The organism is uncultured Dokdonia sp. (assembly GCF_937910895.1).
Lineage (GTDB): Bacteria > Bacteroidota > Bacteroidia > Flavobacteriales > Flavobacteriaceae > Dokdonia.
In genome coordinates this window covers 58,574-83,157 of sequence record NZ_CALEMI010000031.1, presented here as the reverse complement: position 1 = coordinate 83,157, position 24,584 = coordinate 58,574, and the positions used below count along the sequence as shown (strand labels likewise).

Here is a 24,584-nt window from a genome sequence, read left to right as displayed (position 1 = left end):
ATGAAACACACATTTAAACTTAGAGTATTACTTGGTATGTTAGCACTTGGTGTTATCACATCTTGTACTGATCTAGAAGTTGAAGAGACAGACTCTCTGATCACTGCTGCTGGTTTTGAAGGAGTTGAAGATCCAGATTCCTTTATCCAGAATATTTACAATAGTCTTAATGGACAAGTAGGAGATCAAGCAAATTTATTTGCTTTGAGTGAAGTTACTACAGACGCAGCACTTATCCCAACACGTGGATCTGACTGGGGAGATAATGGTATCTGGAGACAGTTACATCAACACAACTGGACTACTGAACATGCTTTTATTCTTAACGTATGGAACCAGTGGAACCAAACTCACTTTGCTGCAACGCAAGTAATTTCTCCACTCTCTAATGCAACACCTGCTCAACTAGGAGATGCTCATTTCTTAAGAGCACTAGGAACATTTGTAGTATTAGATAATTTTGGACAAGTTCCTTTTCGTGATCCAGAAGCATCTTTATTAGAAGATCCTGCGGTTTTAAGAGGACAAGAAGCTATAGATTTAATTGTATCTGATCTTAACACAGCGATTGCTAATTTACCCGCACTTGCACCAGGGTCAGGAATTGGAGATAATACATCTAACCACGCAAGAGGTTCAAAAGCAGCTGCTCGTTACTTATTAGCTAAAGTGCTTTTAAATAAGCATGTCTACCTTGGTACATCACCTGATGGTGCTGATATGAATCAAGTAGTATCTTTAGTGAATGACATAGAAGGAGAAGGTTACGGTTTAGTAAGCGGATACTTTGATGTTTTCAGAAATGAGTTAGATGCAGAAACTATCTGGTTCTTACCTACTGGTGTAGGAAATAGAATTTGGAATGGATTACATTATAACCAAGCTCCAGAAATTGCTGGAGGAGGATGGAATGGATTCTCAACACTTGCAGAATACTATGATCTATTTGAAGGAGATCCTAATATAAACGTACCTGGTAGTGGTCAAGAAGAGCGTCGTGGATTTGTTCCTACTGAAGGAGTTCCTTTTACAGGAGCACCTGGAACTACAGAGTCTGGAAATTTCCCAGGTTTTGAAGCTGGTTCAGCTGTAGGATTTGGATTCTTAATAGGACAACAATATGAGATCGATGGAGCTGCACTACAAGACCGTGTAGGTGCTCCTTTATCATTTACAAGACAATTTGTAGATGGTGATGGTAACGTAAATCTTATTAATAATAATGAAGTTACAGGAATACGTCTTCAAAAGTACAACCCTCGTTATGGAGGATTTACAGAACACGAAATCTATTTCAGATTCTCTGATGCTCACTTAATGAGAGCTGAAGCGATGTTACGTGGTGGTGGAGATGCTACTGCAGAAGTTAACGCATTACGTGTTCTTAGAGGAGCTGCACCATTAGGAGCGGTAACTGAACAAGATTTATTAGATGAAAGAGGACGTGAATTATATGCAGAATTATGGAGAAGAAACGATATGATTCGTTTCGCACAATATACTAGAAACTGGGAACTTAAGAGTCCTGGAGCTGTAGGTGATACTAATTTAAATGTATTCCCAATTCCAGCAAGTCAAGTTATCTTAAACCCTAATTTGACTCAAAATCCAGGTTATTAAACCTCATCTTTGAATTAAGCTTAAAAAGAGGGTTGTTTTTCAACCCTCTTTTTTATTAGTGAAATTCTGTTTTTATAGCGTTGCGAAGCAATAAATTTGAAATAGCTAGTTGAATAAATTCCCTTTTTCAAATAGAGTTAAAGTCTAATATTCAATAACTTACTTGGAAATTTAAAATTATGTTCTATTGAACACTTCTTGTACTTGTCTAGAAGGTTATTTTCTAATCTAACTTAATTTTTTACTTCCAGACTTTATCCCTAGGTTTAACTACTTTTATTATTCTTTTTCTTTTAGTAAACTTGTATTTTGAACGCGCATTGAGACCACTTTTAGTCATAGTAGTTAGTTCCTTATTCTTTATCTCTTGTAAAGAAAAAATAGAACTTCAACCAAAGTTTGTTGAACCAACAAACACGGGTATTTCTTTTTCCAATACTGTTCAAAATAAACCTGAACTCAATATTTTAAACTACCTCTATTTCTACAACGGTGCAGGAACTGCTATTGCCGATTTTAATAATGATGGATTAGAAGACATCTACTTTACTTCGAATCAACAAGCAGATCAATTATACATCAACAAAGGAAAGTTACAATTTGAGAACAATACTTCCTCCTCGGGAATCAGCAATAGTCAAGGGTGGACTACTGGAGTCACTACGGTAGATATCAATCATGATGGACGTATTGATATATACATCTCAAAAGTAAGCGGACATTTAGATTTAAAAGGATCAAATCTCTTATATGTGAATCAAGGCAACGATTCCTCTGGAATCCCACAGTTTAAAGAACAAGCCAAAGACTACGGTTTAGCGTTGGAAGGATTAGCATCTCAAGCTACCTTTTTTGATTATGACACTGATGGAGATCTTGATGTTTTTATTCTTAATCACTCATTACATCCCAACAGCAATTATGGCAAAGGAGCACTAAGAAAACAAAAAGATACTATTTACGGAGATAAACTATTAGAAAACCAAAATGGCGTCTTTGTAGACGTCACGGATACCTCTGGTATTTTTCAAAGTAGATTAGGATACGGTCTTGGTATCTCTGTGGCAGATATAAATAATGATGGATACCCAGACATATACATAGGAAATGATTTCTTTGAAAACGATTACTTATATATCAATCAAAAAAACAAAACGTTTAAAGAAGTAAATTCCACACAATCCGCTCTAGGACATAGTTCGCATTTTTCTATGGGTAATGCCATTTCAGATATTAATAATGACGGACATCCAGATATCATGTCTTTAGATATGCTTCCGGAAGACCTACATACACTAAAAGTCTCTGGTGCCGAATACAATTACCCTATCTTTCAAAATCAACTGCGTAATGGATATGAACCGCAGTTCATGCAAAATACATTACACCTTAATCTAGGGAATGACACCTATACAGAAACTGCTTTCTTAAGTGGTATCTCAGCCACCGAATGGTCTTGGTCACCACTCATTGCAGATTTTAATAATGACGGACACAAAGACATCTATATCACCAATGGAATCCAAGGAGCCACTAATGATATGGACTTTGTGAATTTCATCTCTAATGAAAGTATTCAAAAAAGACTCGGAAAAGGAATGAGCCCTGATGAACTCGCATTTATAGATGAACTTCCAGAAAAGAAGACAGTCAATTACTTTTACAAAAACACAGGAAACGCTCAATTTGAAGATGTAAGTGATCAATGGCAAATAGAACAAGCTTCTTTTAGTAATGGAGCTAGTTATGCAGACCTTGATAATGACGGAGATTTGGACCTTGTGGTAAATAATGTAAATCAAAAAGCATTTATATTAGAAAACACCACACGTAAAGACACTAGTAGCACACACTATTTAAAAATCCGTTTTAAAGGAAGTGATAAAAACACACAAGGAATTGGCGCAAAGGTTTCTATATATACCAAAGAACAAAAACAGTTTTTTGAAAATTTCACCACCCAAGGCTATCTATCGGCAAGTCCTCCAACGCTATTAGCAGGGGTAGGAACACATCAACAAATAGATTCTTTACAAGTTATCTGGCAAGATGGAAAACATCAAACACTTCAAAATATTAAAGCAGATCAAACCATTACGCTTGATTATCGAAATGCTTTAGAACACACGTATAACTATCAAAAAGAAATTCAACCCCCTTTGATCACAAATATTCCTTCACCTATAGATTTCAAACACAAAGATGCCACATCTATAGAATTTAGTCGATCGCCTCTTATTCCGTATGCGAGTACCAATTTAGGTCCTTATATCACGACTGGAGATTTAAATAATGATCTAAGAGAAGATATCATTACGTTAGGAGCCAAAGGACAACCCTCTCAAATTTGGTTACAAGATGAAACTGGAAATTTCGACTCACAAGAATTACCTGACGCCAACGACACACAAATCAATGAAGATACTCACGCGCTTATTTTTGACGCGAATGGAGATCAACAGAATGATCTGCTCATTGTAAGTGGTGGTAACGAATTTAGAACTGGAAAACCGCTAACACCTAGACTATACATCACATCGCAAAACACACTTCAAAGAGATCAAGAACAGTTCAAAGATATCTTTATCAATGCCTCTAAGGTAACCGCTGTAGATTTAGACAAAGACGGAGATTTAGATTTATGTATTACCGCCAATGTGGTACCACATCAATTTGGAAAGACACCCACACAATACCTATTCAAAAATGATGGAAAAGGACATTTTGAAGAGGTCACAACTACATACTCAAAAGAATTTCAAGATATAGGAAATGTTTATGACATTACTTGGCAAGACATCAATAGTGATGGATATCCTGATGCGATTGTCGCTGGACATTGGATGCCCATTAGTGTTTTTATAAATGATGGAGCATCGCTTACACTTCAAAAAACAGTTGGACTAGAAAACACCCACGGATGGTGGAACACGCTGAAAGTCGCCGATTTTGACAATGATGGTGATCAAGATATTATTGCAGGAAATTGGGGACTCAACACACGCTTACAACCTACACCTGAAGAACCTGTTACCTTATATCGTAACGACTTTGATGACAATAATCAAATAGATCCTATCGTTACCTATTATTATCAAGGTACAGAAACCACGATTGCTACCAAAGACGAACTCGTAAAACAGGTGCCTTTACTCAACAAAAAGTTTCTGTCTTACAACGCTTTCGCGAAAGCGGATATAGAGGAACTCCTAGGTAAAGAAAAATTGCAAGCATCTGATAAAAAAGAAGCCTATCTATTTGCTTCGACCTATTTTGAAAACAAAGGAAATGGGACATTTCTGGCACACGAATTGCCCTTTTTGGCACAAGCCTCTACCGTTCAAGATATCTTGGTAGAAGATTTTGATGAAGATGGATTCTTAGATGCTCTTTTAGTAGGGAACAACTATGAAATAAGTACGCAATTAGGTAGGCTAGATGGGTCTCATGGCGTATTTTTGAAAAATGATAAAATGGGAGGTTTTAATACGCTTTCAAATCAAAATTATGATATCAACGGGGCTTCCCGAAGTATCCAAAAAATTAAAATAAAAGATCAAATTTTTTATATCATAGGGCGTAACAATAACACGCCCCTATTCTTAAAAAAAGAGAAGTAATCGTATATGCAAGTTAAATTCACATACCAAACCGTTCTTGGAGCTATTATCGCTCTATGTATTACCGCGTGTACTTCGACAACCAAAGAGTCAGCAGAAGAAACCGCGCAAAAAGAAAACACCTTATTTACCTTACTTTCTAAAGAAGAGACAGGCATTGACTTTGTCAATACCATCAAAAACCAAAAGGACTTTAATATTTTCAAGTACCGTAACTTCTATAATGGGGGTGGCGTAGCGATAGGAGATATTAATAACGATGGCTTTGCCGATATTTTTCTAACCGCCAATATGGGGAAAAATAAACTCTATCTCAACAAAGGCAATTTTACCTTTGAAGATATTTCTGAAAAAGCAGGGATTGAAGGAAACAAACCTTGGTCTACAGGAGTGACCATGGCAGATGTAAATGCCGATGGTTTATTGGATATTTATGTAAGTAATGCAGGAAACCTTGAGGCAGACAACCACGATAACAATTTATACATCAATAACGGAGATCTTACCTTTTCAGAAAAAGCAAAAGAATACAATCTAGCCACTTCTGGATTTTCAACTCACGCTTCCTTCTTTGATTATGATAAAGATGGAGATCTAGATGTCTATATTTTAAACAACAGCAATGTTCCCGTAAGCAGTCTAGGAAATAAAGGACAACGTGACAAGCGTGCACAAGATTGGGAAAATGTAGATAGTGATTTTAGAGGTGTAGGCGATTTATTAATGCGTAATGATAATGGTGTCTTTACAGATGTAAGTGAGGAAGCAGGAATTTATGGATCTCTCATAGGATTTGGATTAGGCGTCATGGTCACAGATATTAATCAAGATTTATATCCGGATATTTACATCTCAAATGACTTTTTTGAACGTGATTATTTATACATCAACAACCAAGATGGCACCTTTACCGAAGAAATAAAAAAATGGACCTCTCACCTATCTCTCTCGGCGATGGGCGTTGATATTTCTGATATTAATAATGACGGATTGCAAGATATCTTTATCACAGATATGCTTCCTGATGGAGAAGAACGTGTAAAATCCGTAATGGAATTTGATGGTTACAATGTGTACAAGAGAAAACAACGCAATGATTTCTACCAACAGTTTATTCAAAACACTTTACAAATTAACAATGGGAACGGAACCTTCTCAGAAGTTGCTTATCACAGTGGTGTAGAAGCAACTGATTGGAGTTGGTCAGGACTCGTATTTGATATGGATAACGATGGGTATCGTGATATTTATGTGACTAATGGAATCAACCATGACCTTACCGATCTGGATTTTGTAGACTTCTTTGCTAATGAAATCATCCAAAGCAAAGCAACTGGTGAAACCAGAGTGCTAGACACGATCATTAATAAAATGCCTGTCAAGCCTCTCTCAAATTATGCCTATCAAAATCAAGGAGACATCACCTTTAAAAACAAAGCCAAAGATTGGGGACTTGAAATCTTGAGTATGTCCAACGGTGCTGCCTATGGCGATTTAGATAATGATGGCGATTTGGATTTAGTCGTGAACAATGTGAACATGGGCTCCTTTATTTTCAGAAATAACACAGAAAAAGAAACGGATCACAATTACATCAAATTAAAATTTAAAGGGGCTGAGAAAAATCCGTTTGCAATTGGTACCACTGTTCGGCTGTATCACTCAGGACAGACCTATATTCAAGAACTTATTCCTTCGAGAGGATTCCAGTCTTCTATGGAACATCCGATGACGATTGGCTTGGGGGCATCTCAAAAAATAGATTCGTTACGTGTCATTTGGCCTAATGATCAAACACAGCTTTTAAAAGACCTACCCGTCAACCAAACACTTGCCCTACAAATTACAGACGCGACAACTACTTATGCAGTACCCGCTCCTAAAAAGGCAAAACCACTTTTTCAAGAAATCGCAAACACCTACCTCGCCGCACATAAAGAAAATGAGTATAGTGACTTTGACTATGAAGGGTTGATCGCCAAAAAAATATCCCAAGAAGGCCCTTCGTTGGCGGTAGGAGATGTAAATGGAGATGGGAATGAAGACATCTATATAGGCGGTGCCAAAGGACAAGCGGGTACATTGTACTTCCATAAAGGAAATGGCATTTTGTCACAAGCACCCTACGCTGGCGCTTTTAAAACTGATGCTAAGTATGAAGATTCCGCAGCAGCATTTTTTGATGCCGATGGAGACGGAGATTTAGATCTAATGGTCGGCTCTGGTGGTAATGAAGCTACAGTTAAAGAAGACTATAGCCTTCGGTTGTATTTGAATGATGGGAAGGGCGCTTTCGCGAAAGCAGAAAAAACCATTCCTTCTGCGTATCAAAATATGTCTGTGATCGCTCCGTATGATTTTGATCAAGATGGCGATATGGATGTGTTTGTTGGTTCAAGAAGTGTCATTGCTGTATATGGAATTGATCCAGAACAGCTTTTCTTAGAAAACAGAGGAAACGGCGAATTTGCCAATGCCACAGAACGCATTGCATATCCGCTGAAAGATGCTGGAATGGTCACCGATGCCGTTTGGGCAGATATGGATCAAGATGGTAAAAAAGATTTGGTAATTACTTCAGAATGGGGCACGACCAAAATATATAAAAATAATGGTAGACGCCTTACCGCTATGAAAAGTAGTCTAGACGATCTTCATGGATGGTGGAATACCGTAGCAGCATCCGACCTTGACAATGATGGCGATCTGGATCTTGTGTTAGGAAACGAAGGAACGAATATTCATTACAAACCCGAAGAAGGCGCTCCTATGAAAATGTACATCAATGATTTTGATAACAACGGAACTATAGAGCAAATTACCACCTTTCAAAAAGACGGAAAAGATTATCCGTTGCACCAAAAGAAAGAATTAACAGGGCAATTGGTGTCACTTAAAAAGCAAAACATCAAAGCATCCGACTATGCAAAACGATCTATTGATGAGTTATTTCCTAAAGAAGTAATCGACGTTTCTATCGTAAAGCAAGTCCAAACATCGGCTTCTGTGATTGCGATCAATGAAGGTAATGGGGTTTTTAAAATCCAAGAACTTCCTACACGTGTACAATTATCTTGTGTATGTGGGATTGCGTGTACAGACATTAACAATGACGGACATCTCGATCTTGTGATGGGCGGTAATAATTTTGAATTTAAACCTCAATACTCACAACTAGATGCGAGTAGTGGAAATGTGTTACTAGGTGACGGCAAGTTAGGATTTGAATGGCAAGACTATGCGACCAGTGGTTTTGAAATACGTGAAGAAATCAAACATCTATCTACCTTTAAAGATAGTAAAGGAAATACCTTTTTGATTGCGGCGATCAATAATGAAAAACCAAAAGTATACCATGCTGGCAATTAGAAATATCGTATTTCTTGGGGTATTGTTTCTCCTTTTTGGTTGCACAGAAAACGACACATTGTTTAAAAACCCGTCGGCAAAAGAAACAGGACTTACCTTTGTCAATACCCTTACCGAAAGTGATGCTTTTAATATTATAGATTACCTCTACTTTTACAATGGTGGCGGACTTGCCATCGGTGATATCAACGGGGATACCCTTCCTGACATTTTCATTTCTGGCAATCAAGTACAAAATAAACTTTACCTCAATAAAGGCAATCTTTCTTTTGAAGACATTAGTAATACGGCAGGCATTGGTGGTAATAGTACTTGGAACACAGGCGCTGTGATGGGCGATGTCAATGGCGACGGACTTCTTGATATTTATGTTTGTACGGTAGTAGGTGTTAATGGTTTTGACGGTCATAACGAATTATATATCAATAATGGCGATGCGACCTTTACAGAAAGTGCTACTGCCTACGGACTCGATTTGGATACCTATAGTTCTAATGCTGCTTTTTTGGATTATGACCTGGATGGCGATTTGGATATTTATATTCTCAATCACGCGGTACACACCCAAGAATCGTATGGCAAGGCTTCGTTGCGATTCAAACGCAATTACGAAACAGGAGACCGATTGATGCGTAATGACGGTGGGAAATTCACCGATGTAAGTGAAGAAGCGGGTATCTTAGGAGGCATTAATAGTTACGGATTAGGGATTGCAATCGCCGATTTTAACCAAGACGGATGGCCCGATATCTATATAGGTAATGATTTTCACGAAGATGATTATTACTATTTGAATACAGGAAAAGGAAGCTTTCGCGAAAGCTTAAAAGAATATTTTGGACACACCTCACGCTTTTCTATGGGAAGTGATGTTGCTGATATTAATAGCGACGGCTGGCCTGATATGATCTCGCTTGATATGCTTCCTGAAGACGAAAATGTTTTAAAATCCTCTGAAGGAGACGACAATATACAAACCCAAAAACTACGGATTGATCGTTTTGGATACCACTATCAGTTTACACGCAATATGCTGTATGTTAATCAGAAAGGATATGACTATCAAGAAACGGCACTTCTCAGCGGCATTGCCGCTACTGATTGGAGTTGGAGTGCGCTGTTTGCTGATTTTGATCAAGACAGTTCTCAGGATTTATTTATCTCCAACGGAATTCCGAAACGCCCAAATGATCTGGATTATATCCGATTCATCTCCAGCGATCAAATTCAAAGTAAAATAAGCAATACCAAGCTTATTGATCAGAAAGCATTGGAGTTAATGCCAAAAGGAAATACACACAATTATATTTTTAAAGGAAAAGAACATCTTGCTTTTGAAGATCTGTCCGGCACGTGGATCAAAAAAGACACGCTTGTTTCTGGTGCCACTGCCCTAGCCGATTTGGATAATGATGGGGATCTAGATATCGTTACCAATAATATCAACACAACACCACAAGTCTATCAAAACACAACGGATGCGACTGCCAACTATTTGAAGATTCGCTTCAATTATACAGCTCCAAATACGTATGGAATAGGCACCAAAGTATTTGCGTATCATCAAGGTAAATTACAATATAAAGAACTCTATACCGTACGTGGCTTTCAGGCATCTTCTGAGCCTATTCTTCATTTCGGATTTGGCAAAACAACTATGATTGATTCGCTTAAAGTCGTATGGCCAAACCGTACCTCACAAACCCTTACGAAGGTTGCAGTCAACCAAACGCTTGTAATTTCGCCAAAAGGCAACAAACCCTTTAATTATAATTCTTTACAACCGACTCGCAAATCACTATTTCAAAAAGTAGAAGGCAACCTTGGAATTGATTTTACACACGTAGAAGATGCGTATATTGACTTTAACCGACAGAAGCTGATTCCGTATCAAGTATCAGATCGCGGGCCCGCAATCGCCATTGGAGACATCAATGGAGATCAAAAAGATGATATTTATTTTGGGAGTTCTAAGTTTATGGCTTCCAAAATATATCTCGCCGATAGTACTGGATTTACAGAAGCTTCCTATCCAGAAATTACCAAAGAAACGATTACCGAAGAGGTGGTCGCTACCCTTCAAGATTTTAATCAAAATGGTCGCGCAGACCTTCTGATAGGAACTGGTGGCGCCGATTTTGACAACAAGGCAAAACCGCTCAATGATCTGTATTATACCGCCCAAGACACTATGTTTGTAAAACAACAGCTTCCAGAAAGCTTTCAAAATGCGTCTGTACTCGCGGTGCATGATTATGACAATGATGGAGATTTAGACGTATTTGTAGGCAATCAAGCCGTGACCAATGACTTTGGGCGCCCTTCGCAATCGATACTTTTACGTAATGACAAAGGCACTTTTAGTATCGATACTGCAACTTCATTTACTAACGTCGGAATGATTACCGATGCGGTCTGGAGTGACTTTAATGCAGACGGCACCAAAGACCTTATCCTTATTGGAGAATGGATGGCACCTCAGTTTTATGCAAATATTAATGGTACCCTTAAAAAAGCAACCGTTATAGATAGCAATCTCAACGGATTATGGCAAGCCATACAGCCCTTTGATATAGATGGCGATGGCGATCTGGATTACGTCTTAGGAAACTGGGGAGAAAATAGCAAATTTAAAGCAACTCCTACGACTCCGATGCTTGCGTATCTAGATGATTTTGATGCCAATGGTCAGTCAGAAACTATTGTAGCAACCCAAAAAGATGGCGAATATTATCCGCTCTTAGGGCTTAATGAATTGGGGAGTCAGATGACATATTTATTTAAAAAATATACGAGTTATAAAGATTTTGCAGGACAAACGGTAGAAGAAATATTCGGTAAAAAAGCTTTGTCTCAAAGTACACTATTGAGCGTGCATACCTTGAAATCTGGATACTTAAAAAATGAAGGAGGTCGTTTTTCTTTTATGCCTTTCGGCGAAAGCTTACAAACAGCCCCTATCATGGCATTTACTGTTCATGATTTTGATGAAGATGGACAGGAAGACCTGCTTGCCGCTGGAAATTACTTTGGCGTAAAGCCTTTTCACGGAAGATTAGATTCTTTCTCTGGAGCATTGCTTAAAAGTGATGGAAGTGTTACATTAGGTCATCTATTAGGATTGGACCTCTCACAGAAATCTGTAAGGCATCTTTCCATCGTATCAGTAGGTACAGACACCTATCTATTGGTTACTTTTAATAATGAAAAAGCACACGTATACAAATTACAAAAATAAACGCATGATGATGAATAAGATATCCCACTATTTTGGAGCGTTACTGCTGGTTATTTCCTTTACGGCTTGTGAAGAAAAACCTATAGAGCCTATTGTGATTACTGCCGAAGACTTTCACACCTCGGTAAACAATGTGACTCAAGTAATGATTCATGATATATTTTCGCCGCCACAAGCAAGCCGAATTTATGCCTATCCTAATATAGCTGCTTATGAGATTCTGTCAAGCACTAATGCTGATTACAATTCTCTAGCGACTCAACTCAACGACTTTACCGAAATACCTAAGCCAACAACTACTGAAAATTTAAACTACGAGCTTGCTGCGCTTGTTGCGCATATTGACTTAAGTAGACGTTTGGTATTTTCTGAAGATAAAATTACACCCTATAGAGACAGTTTATACCAACTCTGGAATACTAAAAATGAAACAGAATATACGGTATCTAAAGCCTATGGACTTGCTGTAGTCGAACATGTTGTCGCTTGGATGAATAAAGATATGTACAAAGAAACCCGTACGATGCCTAAATTTTCTGTCGTCACAGACGATCCTTCCAGATGGCAACCAACGCCTCCTGCTTATGGTGATGGGATTGAACCGCATTGGAATAAAATTCGTCCTTTTGTGATTGACTCGGCTTCTCAATTTAAGCCTGTACCACCACCCGCCTATTCGATGGATAAAGACTCAGACTTTTATAAAGAGCTCAAGGAGGTTTATGATCTAAGCGAAAGCATTACTGCCAAAGGAGATACTGCAGAAGAAATTGCCATTGCACAGTTTTGGGATTGTAATCCGTATGTATCTGTTACCCGCGGACATCTTATGTTTGCGACTAAAAAAATCACCCCTGGCGCACATTGGATTGGAATTGCTAAAATCGCTTCTAGAAATGCGGGTCATGATGTGATGCAAACCATGTACACTTATACCAAAACATCACTCGCCATCGCCGATGCGTTTATAAGTTGTTGGGATGAAAAATACAGGAGTAATCTTGTACGTCCTGAAACACTCATTAACGAGCATTTTAATGATAACTGGCAACCTATTTTACAGACGCCTCCGTTTCCAGAATATGTAAGTGGTCACTCCGTCGTATCGGGAGCTGCCGCCGAAGCATTGACAAGTATTTTTGGCGATGGATTCTCTTTTGTAGATGATACCGAATTGCCTTTTGGACTTCCTGTACGGAGCTTCTCTTCGTTTAGAAATGCTGCCAATGAAGCTGCTATAAGTAGACTCTATGGAGGGATTCACTACCGAGCTGCCGTAGACAATGGTCTGGTACAAGGGAGAAATATTGGTCGGTTTATAAATGCTACACTAAAAATGAAAGTCAATAAAGACCAAGCTTCAAACTAAAATACCTATGAAAAAGATAGTACGTGTCCTTTTCTTACTACTTCTTGTTGTAGCTGTGTGGTATTTGTTTATAAAACCCTACGACTATGTCGTTCGATTTCCTGCAAAAACTACCGTGGGAACTATTAACCAATCTATCAAGTCATGGTATGCGGGTATAGAAGGCACACAACTCATAGATCAATCTAAGTTTGATGAACTTACCCAGCGATTTAATTTCGGAGATTCTATACATACCTATACTTGGAAAATAGAAGCAGAAACTGACTCAACCTCTAGAGTAAAAGTATATATAAAAGATAACGATCATAGTCTGGCTAATAAGTTGGCGATTCCGTTTTCAAAAACAGCGATTGAGAAACGCTCGGAGGCGACGGTAAAGGAATTCTATAATGTGCTTATGTTGCATTTAGATAGAACGAGAGTAACGATTGACGGAGAAGATAGTACAAGAGCAACCTACGTTGCCTATACGCCTCTTAAAGGTCAACAAGTCGAAAAAGCAAAAGGGATGATGTACAATTACTCTTTGTTGACACAAATTATGCTGAAAGGTAAAGTAGAACTAAATGGTACTCCTTTTGTCGAAGTCACAAATTGGGACATGAAAACAGATAGTATTTCATACAATTTCTGTTTCCCTATCAAGAAAAGTGATAGTTTGCCAAAACATCCAGAAATCAAGTATAAGCAATACAATAGCCAAAAAGCCCTCAAAGCTACCTATAACGGTAATTATATTACCTCAGATCGTGCTTGGTATGCTTTAGAGGCGTATGCAAAAAGTCATAACATCCCTATAGATCTCACGCCAGTTGAAGTATTTTATAACAACCCAAATATGGGTGGTGACGAACTTCAATGGAAAGCAGAAGTATTTATGCCTATCAAAGAGTAAAAAAAGAAGGTAGATTCATGTCCCAACTATTCTTAGATAAAAACTACAAAGGTATTGATTATACAACTGTAGGTTTCTCTGCAGGAGAATATGACAACTGTACATTTACAGACTGTTTGTTTTCAGAACTTCACCTCTCCAACACAACGTTTTTAGAATGTACGTTTACGGATTGTAATTTAACAAATGCTAAGTTTGGTGGGTCAACGCTAAACAATGTTATTTTTAAAGGCTGTAAAATGGTAGGTGTTAATCTAAGTGTTTGCAATGACTTTATGCTTTCTATACAGCTAGATCATTGTGTATTGGATCTTGCTAACTGCTATCAACTGCGTCTTACAAACACACAGTTTAAGAACTGCTCTCTCAAAGAAACTGATTTTACACAAGCTAATCTTTCGCAAGCTGTATTTTCAGACTGTGATCTCAAAGGGGCTATTTTTGACAGCACTACTCTTGAAAAAGTAGATTTTAGAACAGCGCAACATTACACCATAGACCTTGATCGCAACAAAGTAAAAGGTGCGCAATTTTCTAAAGAGGAGGTATACGGCTTACTAACGAAATACGGAGTTAAGATTTCTTAAGGGAATTTTGTTTTTTACGCTTTCGCGAAAAGCGAATGAATACGCTCTCCAACGTTTCATTCAGATTTGTTCACTATCTCGTTAAGAGATTACGAATACCCTTGGTAATTTTAAAAGTTTACTTACATTTGCACTCGTAATAACGAGGAAAGATTTGACTGCTTGCAACCTCTTAAAAAAATGCCTAAAATAATTACTGTAATACGATTGAAACTTCAATCTCGGTGTAATTTTCCTAGGGTGCTTTCGTCAAATCGACTTCAAACTATCAAACAAATAACTAATGGCCTATTTATTTACTTCAGAAAGTGTCTCTGAAGGACATCCAGATAAAGTAGCAGATCAAATCTCTGATGCACTTATAGATAACTTCCTAGCTTTTGATCCAGATTCAAAAGTAGCCTGTGAAACCCTTGTAACCACAGGACAAGTCGTACTAGCGGGAGAAGTAAAAAGCAATACCTACCTTGATGTGCAAAAAATTGCACGTAACACTATCAACAAAATAGGATATACCAAAAGCGAGTATATGTTTGATGGGAATTCATGTGGTGTTTTTTCGGCAATCCATGAGCAATCGGATGATATCAATCGTGGGGTAGATCGCGCCTCCAAAGAAGAACAAGGAGCTGGAGACCAAGGAATGATGTTTGGGTATGCTACCAAAGAAACTGAAAACCTAATGCCATTAGCGTTAGACCTTTCTCATAAAATATTGATTGAATTAGCAGATTTACGCCGTGAAGAAAAAGAAATCACCTATTTACGTCCTGATTCAAAAAGTCAGGTAACGATAGAATATAGTGATGATAATGTACCACAACGTATTGATGCGATTGTCATTTCCACACAACACGACGATTTTGATGAAGATGAGGCGATGCTTACTAAAATCCGTAAGGATATTGTGGACATCTTAATTCCTAGATTGGTGGCTAAACTTCCAGCTAAGGTAGCCGCATTATTTAATAATGATATTAAGTATCATATTAACCCTACAGGGAAGTTTGTGATAGGAGGTCCTCATGGAGATACTGGACTTACAGGGCGTAAGATTATTGTAGATACGTATGGAGGAAAAGGTGCTCATGGTGGTGGTGCATTCTCTGGAAAAGACCCTTCAAAAGTAGACCGTAGTGCTGCTTATGCAACACGTCATATTGCAAAAAATTTGGTTGCTGCTGGGGTAGCCGACGAGATTCTGGTACAAGTATCTTATGCGATTGGGGTGGTGGAACCTATGGGGATTTTTGTAGATACCTACGGAACCTCACACCTAAATATGACCGATGGCGAAATAGCACAAAAAGTCACTGAGATTTTTGATATGCGACCAGCATCCATTGAGTCGCGTTTAAAACTCCGCTCACCTATGTATAGTGAAACTGCTGCTTACGGACACATGGGGCGTAAAAATGAAACAGTTACCAAAACTTTTGAGCTTCCAGACGGCACTAAAAAAGAGATGGAAGTTGAGTTATTTACGTGGGAAAAATTAGATTATATAGACAAAGTAAAAACGGCTTTCGGATTCTAAGGAAGTATTATTTTTATAGTATAAACAAAAGAGGCTATCTTTTAGACAGCCTCTTTTGTTATTTATAAAGATCTGATTTTAATGTGATTAAATATTCCAACTACTAGGTATAGTTTGAAAATACAAATATGTTATTTTTACAAAAACTAATTAAAAACTTAAAAATGAGATATTTAATTATTGTTGTCGTATTACTTAGTAGTTCACTAGTGCTAGCTCAAGATCAAGAAAAGTCTGACCTATTGACAGGAAAATTACTACTTACTAAAGATGGAATGACCATCGGCGCTTCTCAAAATTTAACGAAAGATACTGACATTGACTTTGAGTATAACGGTAAAGAACTCTCTGTGCAAATAGGCACAAAAGTCTATAAAGATGTGACGCTTGCTGCAGGTATTGGGATACAACCCAATGGTGAAGGCTGTGTGTATATGTCATTATCTGATGGGATGGCACTTGGTGAAATTAAAACTTCAGGAACATCACCAGAAGAGAGTGACCAACTTGTAAAAGTCAAAAGTACAGGAGCTTTAAAAGCTTCATTAGGAGGCAAAGTATCTTACTGTGTTAACTGGATCAATAATAAACCGATGTCATTTAAACCTACTACTGGGAATTTTCAAAAAATACTGACGATTCCTAATGTAGCAAAATCTATCTTATCTATTCTTCACGACTTAAAATTTAAGCCTGATTTTGCTTTAGAATATTCAAGAGAAGGAGATATTGGATTTTCATTAAAAGAAGGCGAGGAAAAAGAAATAGAGTCTTATTGTCTAGAATGGGAAAAAGATAGACCCAATACTAGTACTGAATATACTTTAATCAATAATTCTGAGGCGTTAGATATTTTGAACACCTTAGAAAATGAAACATTCTTCGAAGTGGATATTCAACAACTATTATGGAATAATAATTTACTAAACAATTTTGGCGAAAAATATATTAGTGAATCTGCAATTTACAAGAATAAAAAAGAGGACTACACTTATGGATCTTTAACCTTTATAGGTTCTATTGAGATTTTTTATTTTCCAAAAAATGACTCTCAACTCGAAATTAAATTATTAGAAATCCAAAAAAACGTATCATATATAGAGTTACTTTTAAACCCACCTGTTGAAAAAGAATTAGCTAACGGCGACATAATCTTAACGTTTAGTGGCGACCCTAAGCTATTAGATGCATTTGCTCAATACAAAGAGTTTACCTTTGAGTATATAGTTAATATGGTAACTAAATAGATGTCTGATCTAAAATAGAAGATTGTAAGGATAGTTTCTTTAGATTCAACTATTAAAGAAAACACGAAGTAGTAATTTATTTGCTCTAATCATAAAAAGAGGTAGTTCATACGAGCTCCCTCTTTGTATATATTTTATTTTCTGTCTTTATACGCTTTCGCGAAAGCGTATAAAAAAAGTCCCCCTTTTTATTGTAACCAATAGACGCCTATGAGCGTCTTATAGCCAATCAATCAAAAATAATCACATGAAATTTTTTAAAACTCTCCTCATTCTCTTCTTTGTCACTTCACTAAGTGCTCAGAATATCACCGAAACTTTCGATCAATTATTACAAAAAAAGTATCCTGATAACGGTCCAGGTGCCACTGTACTTGTTGCTAAAAAAGGAGAAATTCTCTACCGAAATGCCTTCGGGATGGCAAATCTTGAAAATGATGTTGTCATGAACCCTAATCACGTTTTTGAAATAGGATCGATTACCAAGCAATTTACGGCTGTTTCTATTTTGATGCTGGAGGAGGAAGGCAAACTAAGTATTCAAGATAAGCTCTCTAAATACCTTCCGTCCTATCCTAATGGAAATCAAATCACCATTCATCAATTACTCAATCATACGTCAGGAATTAAAAGTTATACTGCAATGGCAGGGCTTAATGCTTTTGGAAAAAATGATAAAACTCCGATAGAAATCATAGATTATTTTAAAAATGAACCTGTCGATTTCGAGCCAGGAGAAAAATGGGTTTATAATAATTCTGGGTATATTGTTTTAGGATATATCATCGAAAAGGTTTCAGGAATGACGTACGCAGATTTTATTCAACAGCGTATTTTTGATTCGCTGGGAATGAAAAATTCCTATTACGGAGACAAAGCACTCATTATTAAAAACAGAGCTTCTGGGTATCAGCCTACCGAGCAAGGATTTCGTAATGCTACTCAAATAAGCATGACCATACCGTATGCTGCAGGATCTTTAATGTCTTGTGTAGATGATCTATTTCTATGGCATAAAGCAATCAGAGATAATACATTAATAAGTGCTAGCAGTAAAGCAAAAGCACATACCAATACGACATTAAATAATGGTGAACTCACCAACTATGGGTATGGATGGCAAATTAATGAACTTAATAACAAACGGAGTATTGAACATGGTGGTGGGATTTTTGGTTTTGTAACACAAGGTGTATACATTCCAGATGAAGACATCTATGCTATTGTATTGACCAATGCAAATGGCAACTCTCCTCAAGATATCACATTACGACTAGCGAGCATGGTGATGGACACACCCATGTTTACAAACAAAAAACCAGTAACGCTTTCTCAAGAACAATTAAAGCAATGGACAGGAACATATCAATTTGATACTAATGTATTACGATTTGTAACTCTTGAAGGAGACCAATTGTATAGTCAGCGAGAAGGAAGTGAGAAAATTCCAATTTCCCCTATAAACGAGGACACTTTTAATTTTGAAGATAGTTTTACGATGTATAAATTCTCTCTAGAAAACGGAAAGAAAAAAGCTGTTTTAAAAAATCGTATTGTAGAAGAAACTGGTTTAGAAAGCAATAATAAAGCGGCAACAGAAAAAGAAGGCATTGCTCTTGATCCCACGATCATCAAGGAATATGTAGGTACGTACGAGTTAAATCCAAATTTCAGCATTGTGATTACCATAGAAGGAAGTCAAATTTTTGCACAGGCGACTGGGCAACCCAAAATTGAAATTTTTGGAGAAGACACCGATGCCTTTTTCTTAAAAATAGTACCTGCAAAATTGTTCTTTACACGAGACACCACAAATAAGGTTACTCACGTTACTTTATATCAAGGAGGACAGGAAATGAAAGGTAAAAAAATTAATTAATCATCTCTCTTATAACCTAAAAAACAGGTAGTTTTTGCAAACTACCTGTTTTTTTTGTGTCTTTTTTCGCTTTCGCGAAAGCGAAATTTATACTGATCCCGCTAAAGGACGAAAGTGTATATAATAGAACACTATTCAAGGTTGGTTATAGCAAAAAGACATGGCGTTATTTTTGATTATATTGATCTACTAATTAAAAACAAGACATTATGAAAACTGATCGTTATACAAAATCTGTTCTTACTGTAATTGCCATCGCACTTTCTGTCATTGCTCTAAAAGATGTAGCTATATTTCCTGAAGCTCACGCCTCTTCAAATCGTGTTAAAACACCTAATACTAATAGTAACTATGGACTTGTTCCTGTAAATGAGGATGGATCTATTACGGTGCGCCTTTCTACCACAGAACAATTGGATGTGAACATCAAAAACATTGATACCTATGATGAACTTAGAGTCAATTTATACGGGATAAGTACCAGTGACGAACTTGATGTCAACCTAGATGAAATAGGTGGCGGATGGATTACTAATGGAGGTCCTGTTCCTGTAAAAATAAAACAGTAGATTATTTATACTATTTACCGATTGGTATTACTTGTCTAACAAACGCCTGTGATAATTGATCTGTCCCAAATGATAGGTTAGATGGGACGACAGGTGTATTAGAAAGAACTCGTAGGTCATGGCTTCTTTAAAAACCTTGATGGGATACTCAGATGCGAGTTGCCTGTTATCTAAAAGTGCTAATGCATTTTCTACGGTAACGATCGTGTCATCTATCTGACGTGCTAGTAATGCTATAGACACATTTTTTCCTGCAAATTCAAACTCGCGATCACGTATATATCCAGTCTTCCCTATTTGTGCGCCGATAAAGGCGTTAAGATTTCCTAACAAATGCAAGCAGAGATTCCCTCCAGAGTTTGCAATAGCACCATCTACTATCCAAAGATTTTCTTCTTTAGTGTACGACGTGATTTCTTTTTTAAGTCGTGTGAGATCTCTTTTATATAGTTGCTGAAGTGTATCTATGACCATGACTTTCTTTATTTGAAACGAATATAATCAATCTCGATCCTAAACGCACTCGCTTTTTTATCATTGGAAATGAATCCTAATCGTATCACATCTTCCAATTCATCCTGTGATAGTTTACCAGAAAGCAAATTACCGAGTCTATATTTTTTAAAACTTGAGAAGGGAAATATGACTTCTTTCCACTCACCATTTGTAATAGGCAATTCTGTTTTAAAGTTAGGTTTGTAAAATCTACGATAGTTATTTAATGTAAAGGCGAAGTTTTGTCCTGTAGATTTATATCTAATGTGTACTTCTTTATAAGAAGACAGATCGTAGGCTCCGTAAGGACTTCTATAAGATGCAAAACCACCATTATTTTCGAGAGATATTTTTCCTTCAAAAACAATACTCTCTGGAGTTTCTGAGACAGTTCCTTCAGAAAGTCCGCCCATCACACCATCTAGTACTACAAACCAATCACAATCTGCACAGGCGATGCCAAAATCTATATTATATGGAGTTGTACTCATAAATAATAATAGTAGTAGCGTGATACCTGCTTTCATTGATGATACTTATTTAGATAGCTGCTGCGAGATTATAATAATGCCTCTATTTCTTCTTTTATTTGGTCAGCGATTCCAGGAATAAATCCAGTTTTCAGGAAGGCAATATTTCCTTGTTGATCAATAATCATGTTGGTAGGATATCCTGTAATTCCGTTTTCTGCAGCATAGGATTGACTATTTGGAATAATGCGATAGTCAAAAGTATGCTTCTTAAAGAAAGAAGGTAATTGGTCCTTTTCTGTTAATGAGAATGCTAAAAATTGTACATTTTGATTCGTTTTAAGGGTTGAAACCAATTCGTTTAATTCTGGCATTTCTTGAATACAAGGTTTGCATTCTTTAAACCAAAAATTCACCACGGTTACTTTTCCTTTTAATGATTCGGATGTGATGCGGTTACCATCATAATCTAAAAGATCAAAAGCTATAGCAGGTTTTCCGACGGCATCTTGCAACTTTGCTTCTTGCGCTCGGAATTGTGCTCTCATTTCTTCCATTAACTTTTTCTCTTCTTCTGTAGGTGCGGCAAGAAAACCTAATTTTAATATACCTTTTTCATCTGTATATAACTTTGGTTTTGCGCCACCAGAAAAGTAGATTTCTGTTTGTTCTTCCGAAAGTTCTGTGCCGTCTCTATCAAAGAATTTTACGGTATCCAATTCAGATCCAAAAGTGCCCCATTCTGATTCTGGTACTTCTGTGAGTCCATCTATAAAAGAGTTTTCAGTTTCTGTTGTTTTATTTTTGCATGATGCCATCGTTAGTAAAAAGCACACGCATATTGTTTGTAGGGTTATTTTAAAGATCATGTAGCCATTTTGAGTACGCTTTCGCGAAAGCGTATAGTTATAAATTATACTTTACCGTAAAGATAACATAACGAGGCTGTACAAAATATTCTGTATTGGAAATTAGAATATCATTAACACTGTTATTACTAATTACATCTACATCCAATAAGTTAGTCGCCTGCACTCTAAACTCCCATTTACTTTCTGGTTTTTGATAGTATAGATTTGCTTCTAGAAACTGATAGGTATTACTTAGGTCTGTACTATCATCATTATCATCATAATCAAAATAACTCCAATCGGCACCAAATGTAAATCCTTTTAGAAAGTTGACTTCCATGTTTGCAAAGGGTCTATTTGTAATAAAAGTACGATCGGTAGATCCGTTATCAGAACGTGTGCTTGTATAGTTATAGCCTACCTCAAAATTAGGCGCCTCTTTAAAGTTGGTTTCAAAGCTTGTCTGATAATTTTGAGTGAAATTCTTGGTATTACGATCTTCATTATTAATTACGTTATTAAGATCACTCCAAGATACATTTCCACTTACATTCCATTTAAACTTCTTAAATGTTTTAGAAAAACGTGCATTCCCTCCATAGGTTTCATCAACAAAATTAGTATTGTTAATAGGAGATGATATTTGGTCAATTCCTTGAAATTCTCCTGCTGTCTTTACTGGATCGATACGCCTGCTGTAATTTACGCCTCCAAAAATACTTGTAAAGTTAAACATACTAAAACTGAAGTAGTTTAAGTTCACGTTATGAAAAAGTGCATTCTCTAGATTACGATTTCCTCTAAATAAACGGTTGAAGTTATTAAACACCAATCCTTCTGCATAGTTACTCACATCTGTATATTGTGCTGTTACCTGATAATTTAACTGTAGTCTTTTACTCTGTGCAAACTGAGCGATGGCAAAAAAGTCTGGTAATACTAACCATTGATTGTCTTCTGTAACAATACCTACCTGATCGCTTTTGATACCGTATCTGTGTAAGGTAAGTCCTGGCGTAAAGGTGTAAATTCCCGTTTTAAATTTATAGTGTGCTCCTAAAAACCAATCACTAAAATTAAACTGTACATCATTTACCAAAGATGCTACTTCTCCGGTTTCTGGATCTGGTTGTGAATTCTCAAAATCTTCACGTCCATTCCCTTCTAAAATCTGAAAAATATTAGAATTAAAATCTTGCCTGCTTAATGTACTTCCCAATGTCAAATTGATATTACTCTTATTATTGATAACGTAGTAGTAATCTACTTTAGCATCTAGCTTATTAGAGCGTATGGTTTTATCTTGATTTACATCAAAAAGCGATTGACCTTCTGTGGTGAGTGGCAACACAGATTGAAAAGGTTGCTGACTCACTAAGGCATTATAGAAAGGATCTTCTTCTTGAAACAGATGTTGTACGGTAGCAGCAAAAATATTATTCTCATCTAGTGTATAGTACACATTTAAATTCTGATTTACAGAAAATGGACTGTTTTCTTTACTTTGATCTACGTTGTCAGTTTCTTCTATAAAGTTTCCTTCTGAATCTGTAAAACGTTCTATAGAAATACCGTCAGAGAATTCTGTTTGTTTAGAGAGTTTTGCTAATACATCATAATCTACTTGAAGGCTTGTACTCGGTTTGTGAACTGCACTAAACTTTACCATTCCTAACTGATTGCGCTGATCACTCACTTCATTAAACTCCTGAGAAACTCCACCATTTATAAACGTATTTAAAGAGTTATTGATAAAATTTGTACGTCCATCATTAAGAATAGTGAATCCGCTTAGGTCCCATGTTTTGGAAGGACTATAGGTAAAATTGGCGCCAACAAAATCAGATTCTATTTCGTTTGCACGGTTATTCTGGGTGGTTAAAAATCCTAAACCTCCGTCGGAAATCGTAAAGGAGGTACCGCCTCGTTGATTAAAACCTCTGAACCCTCCTGTGAAATTAAAATAGTCTCTAAATGTAAAAGGTACTTCTCCAGTATTATTAAAGTTTCCAATAATATTGATACTCCCTTTAGGGCTATAATAAAACAGCTTAGGTTTTACAGTGTATCGAAACGCATCTCCACCTTCTCCAGCACCTGTTGTAATATCTCCAAACCAAAAGTTTTTCTTTCCTTCTTTAAGTCTCAGGTTAATAGCAATATTATCTTGATCGTTGCCAAGACCTCGCATTTGAGAGACTTCATTGTAGTTTTTTAAAACTTCCACTTTCTTAAGTGCATCTGCAGGAATGTTTTGTGTGGCAAGTTTACTATCTCCATCAAAAAAGTCTTTCCCTTCTATCATCACTTTAGATACACGTTGTCCATCGACTTCAATTTCTCCATCATCTGTTACCTCAACCCCAGGTAGTTTTTTTAGAACATCTCCTAGTTTCTTTTCATTGCCGTTGGTAAAACTATCTGTGTTATAGACAATAGTATCTCCTCTTACAGTGACAGGCATTTCATAGACCAACTCTACATTATCCAATTGATTAGGATCAGACATCAGAACAAAATCTTTGGTGTCATCTGTTGCGTTTTCAGATACTATGTATTCAAGAACTTCTGATTTTAAGCCAAGGAAACTTACCTTGAGTTCGTACGTAGTATTGACTCCTAATTCTAATTTATACCTCCCTTGTGCATCTGTAATCCCATAGGACTCTAGGGTACCTTCTGCCTTATTTGTAGCAATGATATTTGCGAGTTCTAATGGGTTTCCTATACTGTCTTTTACAGTACCTCTGAGTTCTATACTTTGAGCAAAGAGACTCAAGGGCATTGCAAGAAGCAACACCAAAATTATAGTTTTTGAATGCATTTTGAATCTGT

At 36.8% G+C, this 24,584-nt stretch carries 15 protein-coding genes; 11 read left to right on the top strand and 4 right to left on the bottom strand.

Annotation, left to right across the window (positions count from 1 at the left end):
* The 11 genes from Q0505_RS03605 (at nucleotide 1) to Q0505_RS03555 (ending at nucleotide 19,933) form a co-directional block, all read left to right on the top strand.
* Nucleotides 1-1,620, top strand: coding sequence for a RagB/SusD family nutrient uptake outer membrane protein (locus tag Q0505_RS03605; RefSeq protein WP_299208903.1), 1,620 nt, complete (start codon nucleotides 1-3; stop codon nucleotides 1,618-1,620).
* 320 nt (nucleotides 1,621-1,940) lie between these two features.
* Entirely contained in the window at nucleotides 1,941-5,240 is a 3,300-nt protein-coding gene (locus Q0505_RS03600) for a VCBS repeat-containing protein (protein WP_299208901.1), read from the top strand.
* 6 nt (nucleotides 5,241-5,246) lie between these two features.
* Nucleotides 5,247-8,609: an FG-GAP-like repeat-containing protein gene (locus Q0505_RS03595; protein WP_299208899.1), complete on the top strand. Its 3,363-nt coding sequence runs from the start codon at nucleotides 5,247-5,249 to the stop codon at nucleotides 8,607-8,609.
* Nucleotides 8,575-11,847 carry a VCBS repeat-containing protein gene (locus Q0505_RS03590; protein WP_299208897.1) on the top strand — a complete coding sequence of 1,091 codons (3,273 nt, stop codon included), beginning with the start codon at nucleotides 8,575-8,577 and terminating at the stop codon, nucleotides 11,845-11,847. Before Q0505_RS03595 ends, Q0505_RS03590 begins: the two co-directional genes overlap by 35 nt.
* A 10-nt stretch (nucleotides 11,848-11,857) precedes the next feature.
* Nucleotides 11,858-13,216: a phosphatase PAP2 family protein gene (locus Q0505_RS03585; RefSeq protein ID WP_299208896.1), complete on the top strand. Its 1,359-nt coding sequence runs from the start codon at nucleotides 11,858-11,860 to the stop codon at nucleotides 13,214-13,216.
* 7 nt (nucleotides 13,217-13,223) lie between these two features.
* Nucleotides 13,224-14,114, top strand: coding sequence for a GyrI-like domain-containing protein (locus Q0505_RS03580; RefSeq protein WP_299208894.1), 891 nt, complete (start codon nucleotides 13,224-13,226; stop codon nucleotides 14,112-14,114).
* A 17-nt stretch (nucleotides 14,115-14,131) separates the two neighbouring features.
* Nucleotides 14,132-14,701: a pentapeptide repeat-containing protein gene (locus Q0505_RS03575; protein ID WP_299208892.1), complete on the top strand. Its 570-nt coding sequence runs from the start codon at nucleotides 14,132-14,134 to the stop codon at nucleotides 14,699-14,701.
* 283 nt (nucleotides 14,702-14,984) lie between these two features.
* On the top strand, nucleotides 14,985-16,238 hold the full coding sequence (metK, locus tag Q0505_RS03570) for a methionine adenosyltransferase (RefSeq protein WP_299208890.1): 1,254 nt from the start codon (nucleotides 14,985-14,987) through the stop codon (nucleotides 16,236-16,238).
* Nucleotides 16,239-16,402: 164 nt separating this feature from the next.
* Complete coding sequence (locus tag Q0505_RS03565) at nucleotides 16,403-17,485, top strand: hypothetical protein (RefSeq protein ID WP_299208889.1); 1,083 nt, start codon at nucleotides 16,403-16,405, stop codon at nucleotides 17,483-17,485.
* A 247-nt stretch (nucleotides 17,486-17,732) separates the two neighbouring features.
* Complete coding sequence (locus tag Q0505_RS03560) at nucleotides 17,733-19,364, top strand: serine hydrolase (RefSeq protein WP_299208887.1); 1,632 nt, start codon at nucleotides 17,733-17,735, stop codon at nucleotides 19,362-19,364.
* Between the two features lie 209 nt (nucleotides 19,365-19,573).
* Nucleotides 19,574-19,933: a hypothetical protein gene (locus tag Q0505_RS03555; protein WP_299208885.1), complete on the top strand. Its 360-nt coding sequence runs from the start codon at nucleotides 19,574-19,576 to the stop codon at nucleotides 19,931-19,933.
* A gap of 27 nt (nucleotides 19,934-19,960) precedes the next feature.
* Here the strand turns inward: Q0505_RS03555 and Q0505_RS03550 are convergent, their stop codons facing one another.
* The 4 genes from Q0505_RS03550 to Q0505_RS03535 all read right to left on the bottom strand — a co-directional run bounded on the left by Q0505_RS03550 (nucleotide 19,961) and on the right by Q0505_RS03535 (nucleotide 24,573).
* Complete coding sequence (locus Q0505_RS03550) at nucleotides 19,961-20,407, bottom strand: DUF1572 family protein (RefSeq protein WP_299208883.1); 447 nt, start codon at nucleotides 20,405-20,407, stop codon at nucleotides 19,961-19,963.
* Between the two features lie 8 nt (nucleotides 20,408-20,415).
* A complete protein-coding gene (locus tag Q0505_RS03545; RefSeq protein ID WP_299208881.1) occupies nucleotides 20,416-20,955 on the bottom strand; it encodes a CIA30 family protein in 540 nt (179 codons plus the stop codon).
* A 32-nt stretch (nucleotides 20,956-20,987) separates the two neighbouring features.
* Nucleotides 20,988-21,716 (bottom strand): TlpA disulfide reductase family protein, encoded by a 729-nt coding sequence (locus Q0505_RS03540; RefSeq protein ID WP_299208879.1) that lies wholly within the window; start codon nucleotides 21,714-21,716, stop codon nucleotides 20,988-20,990.
* A gap of 88 nt (nucleotides 21,717-21,804) precedes the next feature.
* Nucleotides 21,805-24,573: a TonB-dependent receptor gene (locus Q0505_RS03535; RefSeq protein WP_299208877.1), complete on the bottom strand. Its 2,769-nt coding sequence runs from the start codon at nucleotides 24,571-24,573 to the stop codon at nucleotides 21,805-21,807.
* Nucleotides 24,574-24,584: the final 11 nt, after the last annotated feature.

Bases quoted from the DNA above. Each gene is read 5' to 3' on its own strand.
- Q0505_RS03605 (WP_299208903.1), top strand. From the start codon at position 1: ATGAAACACACATTTAAACTTAGAGTATTACTTGGTATGTTAGCACTT.
- Q0505_RS03595 (WP_299208899.1), top strand. From the start codon at position 5,247: ATGCAAGTTAAATTCACATACCAAACCGTTCTTGGAGCTATTATCGCT.
- Q0505_RS03590 (WP_299208897.1), top strand. From the start codon at position 8,575: ATGAAAAACCAAAAGTATACCATGCTGGCAATTAGAAATATCGTATTT.
- Q0505_RS03585 (WP_299208896.1), top strand. From the start codon at position 11,858: ATGAATAAGATATCCCACTATTTTGGAGCGTTACTGCTGGTTATTTCC.
- Q0505_RS03580 (WP_299208894.1), top strand. From the start codon at position 13,224: ATGAAAAAGATAGTACGTGTCCTTTTCTTACTACTTCTTGTTGTAGCT.
- Q0505_RS03575 (WP_299208892.1), top strand. From the start codon at position 14,132: ATGTCCCAACTATTCTTAGATAAAAACTACAAAGGTATTGATTATACA.
- metK (WP_299208890.1), top strand. From the start codon at position 14,985: ATGGCCTATTTATTTACTTCAGAAAGTGTCTCTGAAGGACATCCAGAT.
- Q0505_RS03565 (WP_299208889.1), top strand. From the start codon at position 16,403: ATGAGATATTTAATTATTGTTGTCGTATTACTTAGTAGTTCACTAGTG.
- Q0505_RS03560 (WP_299208887.1), top strand. From the start codon at position 17,733: ATGAAATTTTTTAAAACTCTCCTCATTCTCTTCTTTGTCACTTCACTA.
- Q0505_RS03555 (WP_299208885.1), top strand. From the start codon at position 19,574: ATGAAAACTGATCGTTATACAAAATCTGTTCTTACTGTAATTGCCATC.
- Q0505_RS03550 (WP_299208883.1), bottom strand. From the start codon at position 20,407: ATGGTCATAGATACACTTCAGCAACTATATAAAAGAGATCTCACACGA.
- Q0505_RS03545 (WP_299208881.1), bottom strand. From the start codon at position 20,955: ATGAAAGCAGGTATCACGCTACTACTATTATTATTTATGAGTACAACT.
- Q0505_RS03540 (WP_299208879.1), bottom strand. From the start codon at position 21,716: ATGGCATCATGCAAAAATAAAACAACAGAAACTGAAAACTCTTTTATA.
- Q0505_RS03535 (WP_299208877.1), bottom strand. From the start codon at position 24,573: ATGCATTCAAAAACTATAATTTTGGTGTTGCTTCTTGCAATGCCCTTG.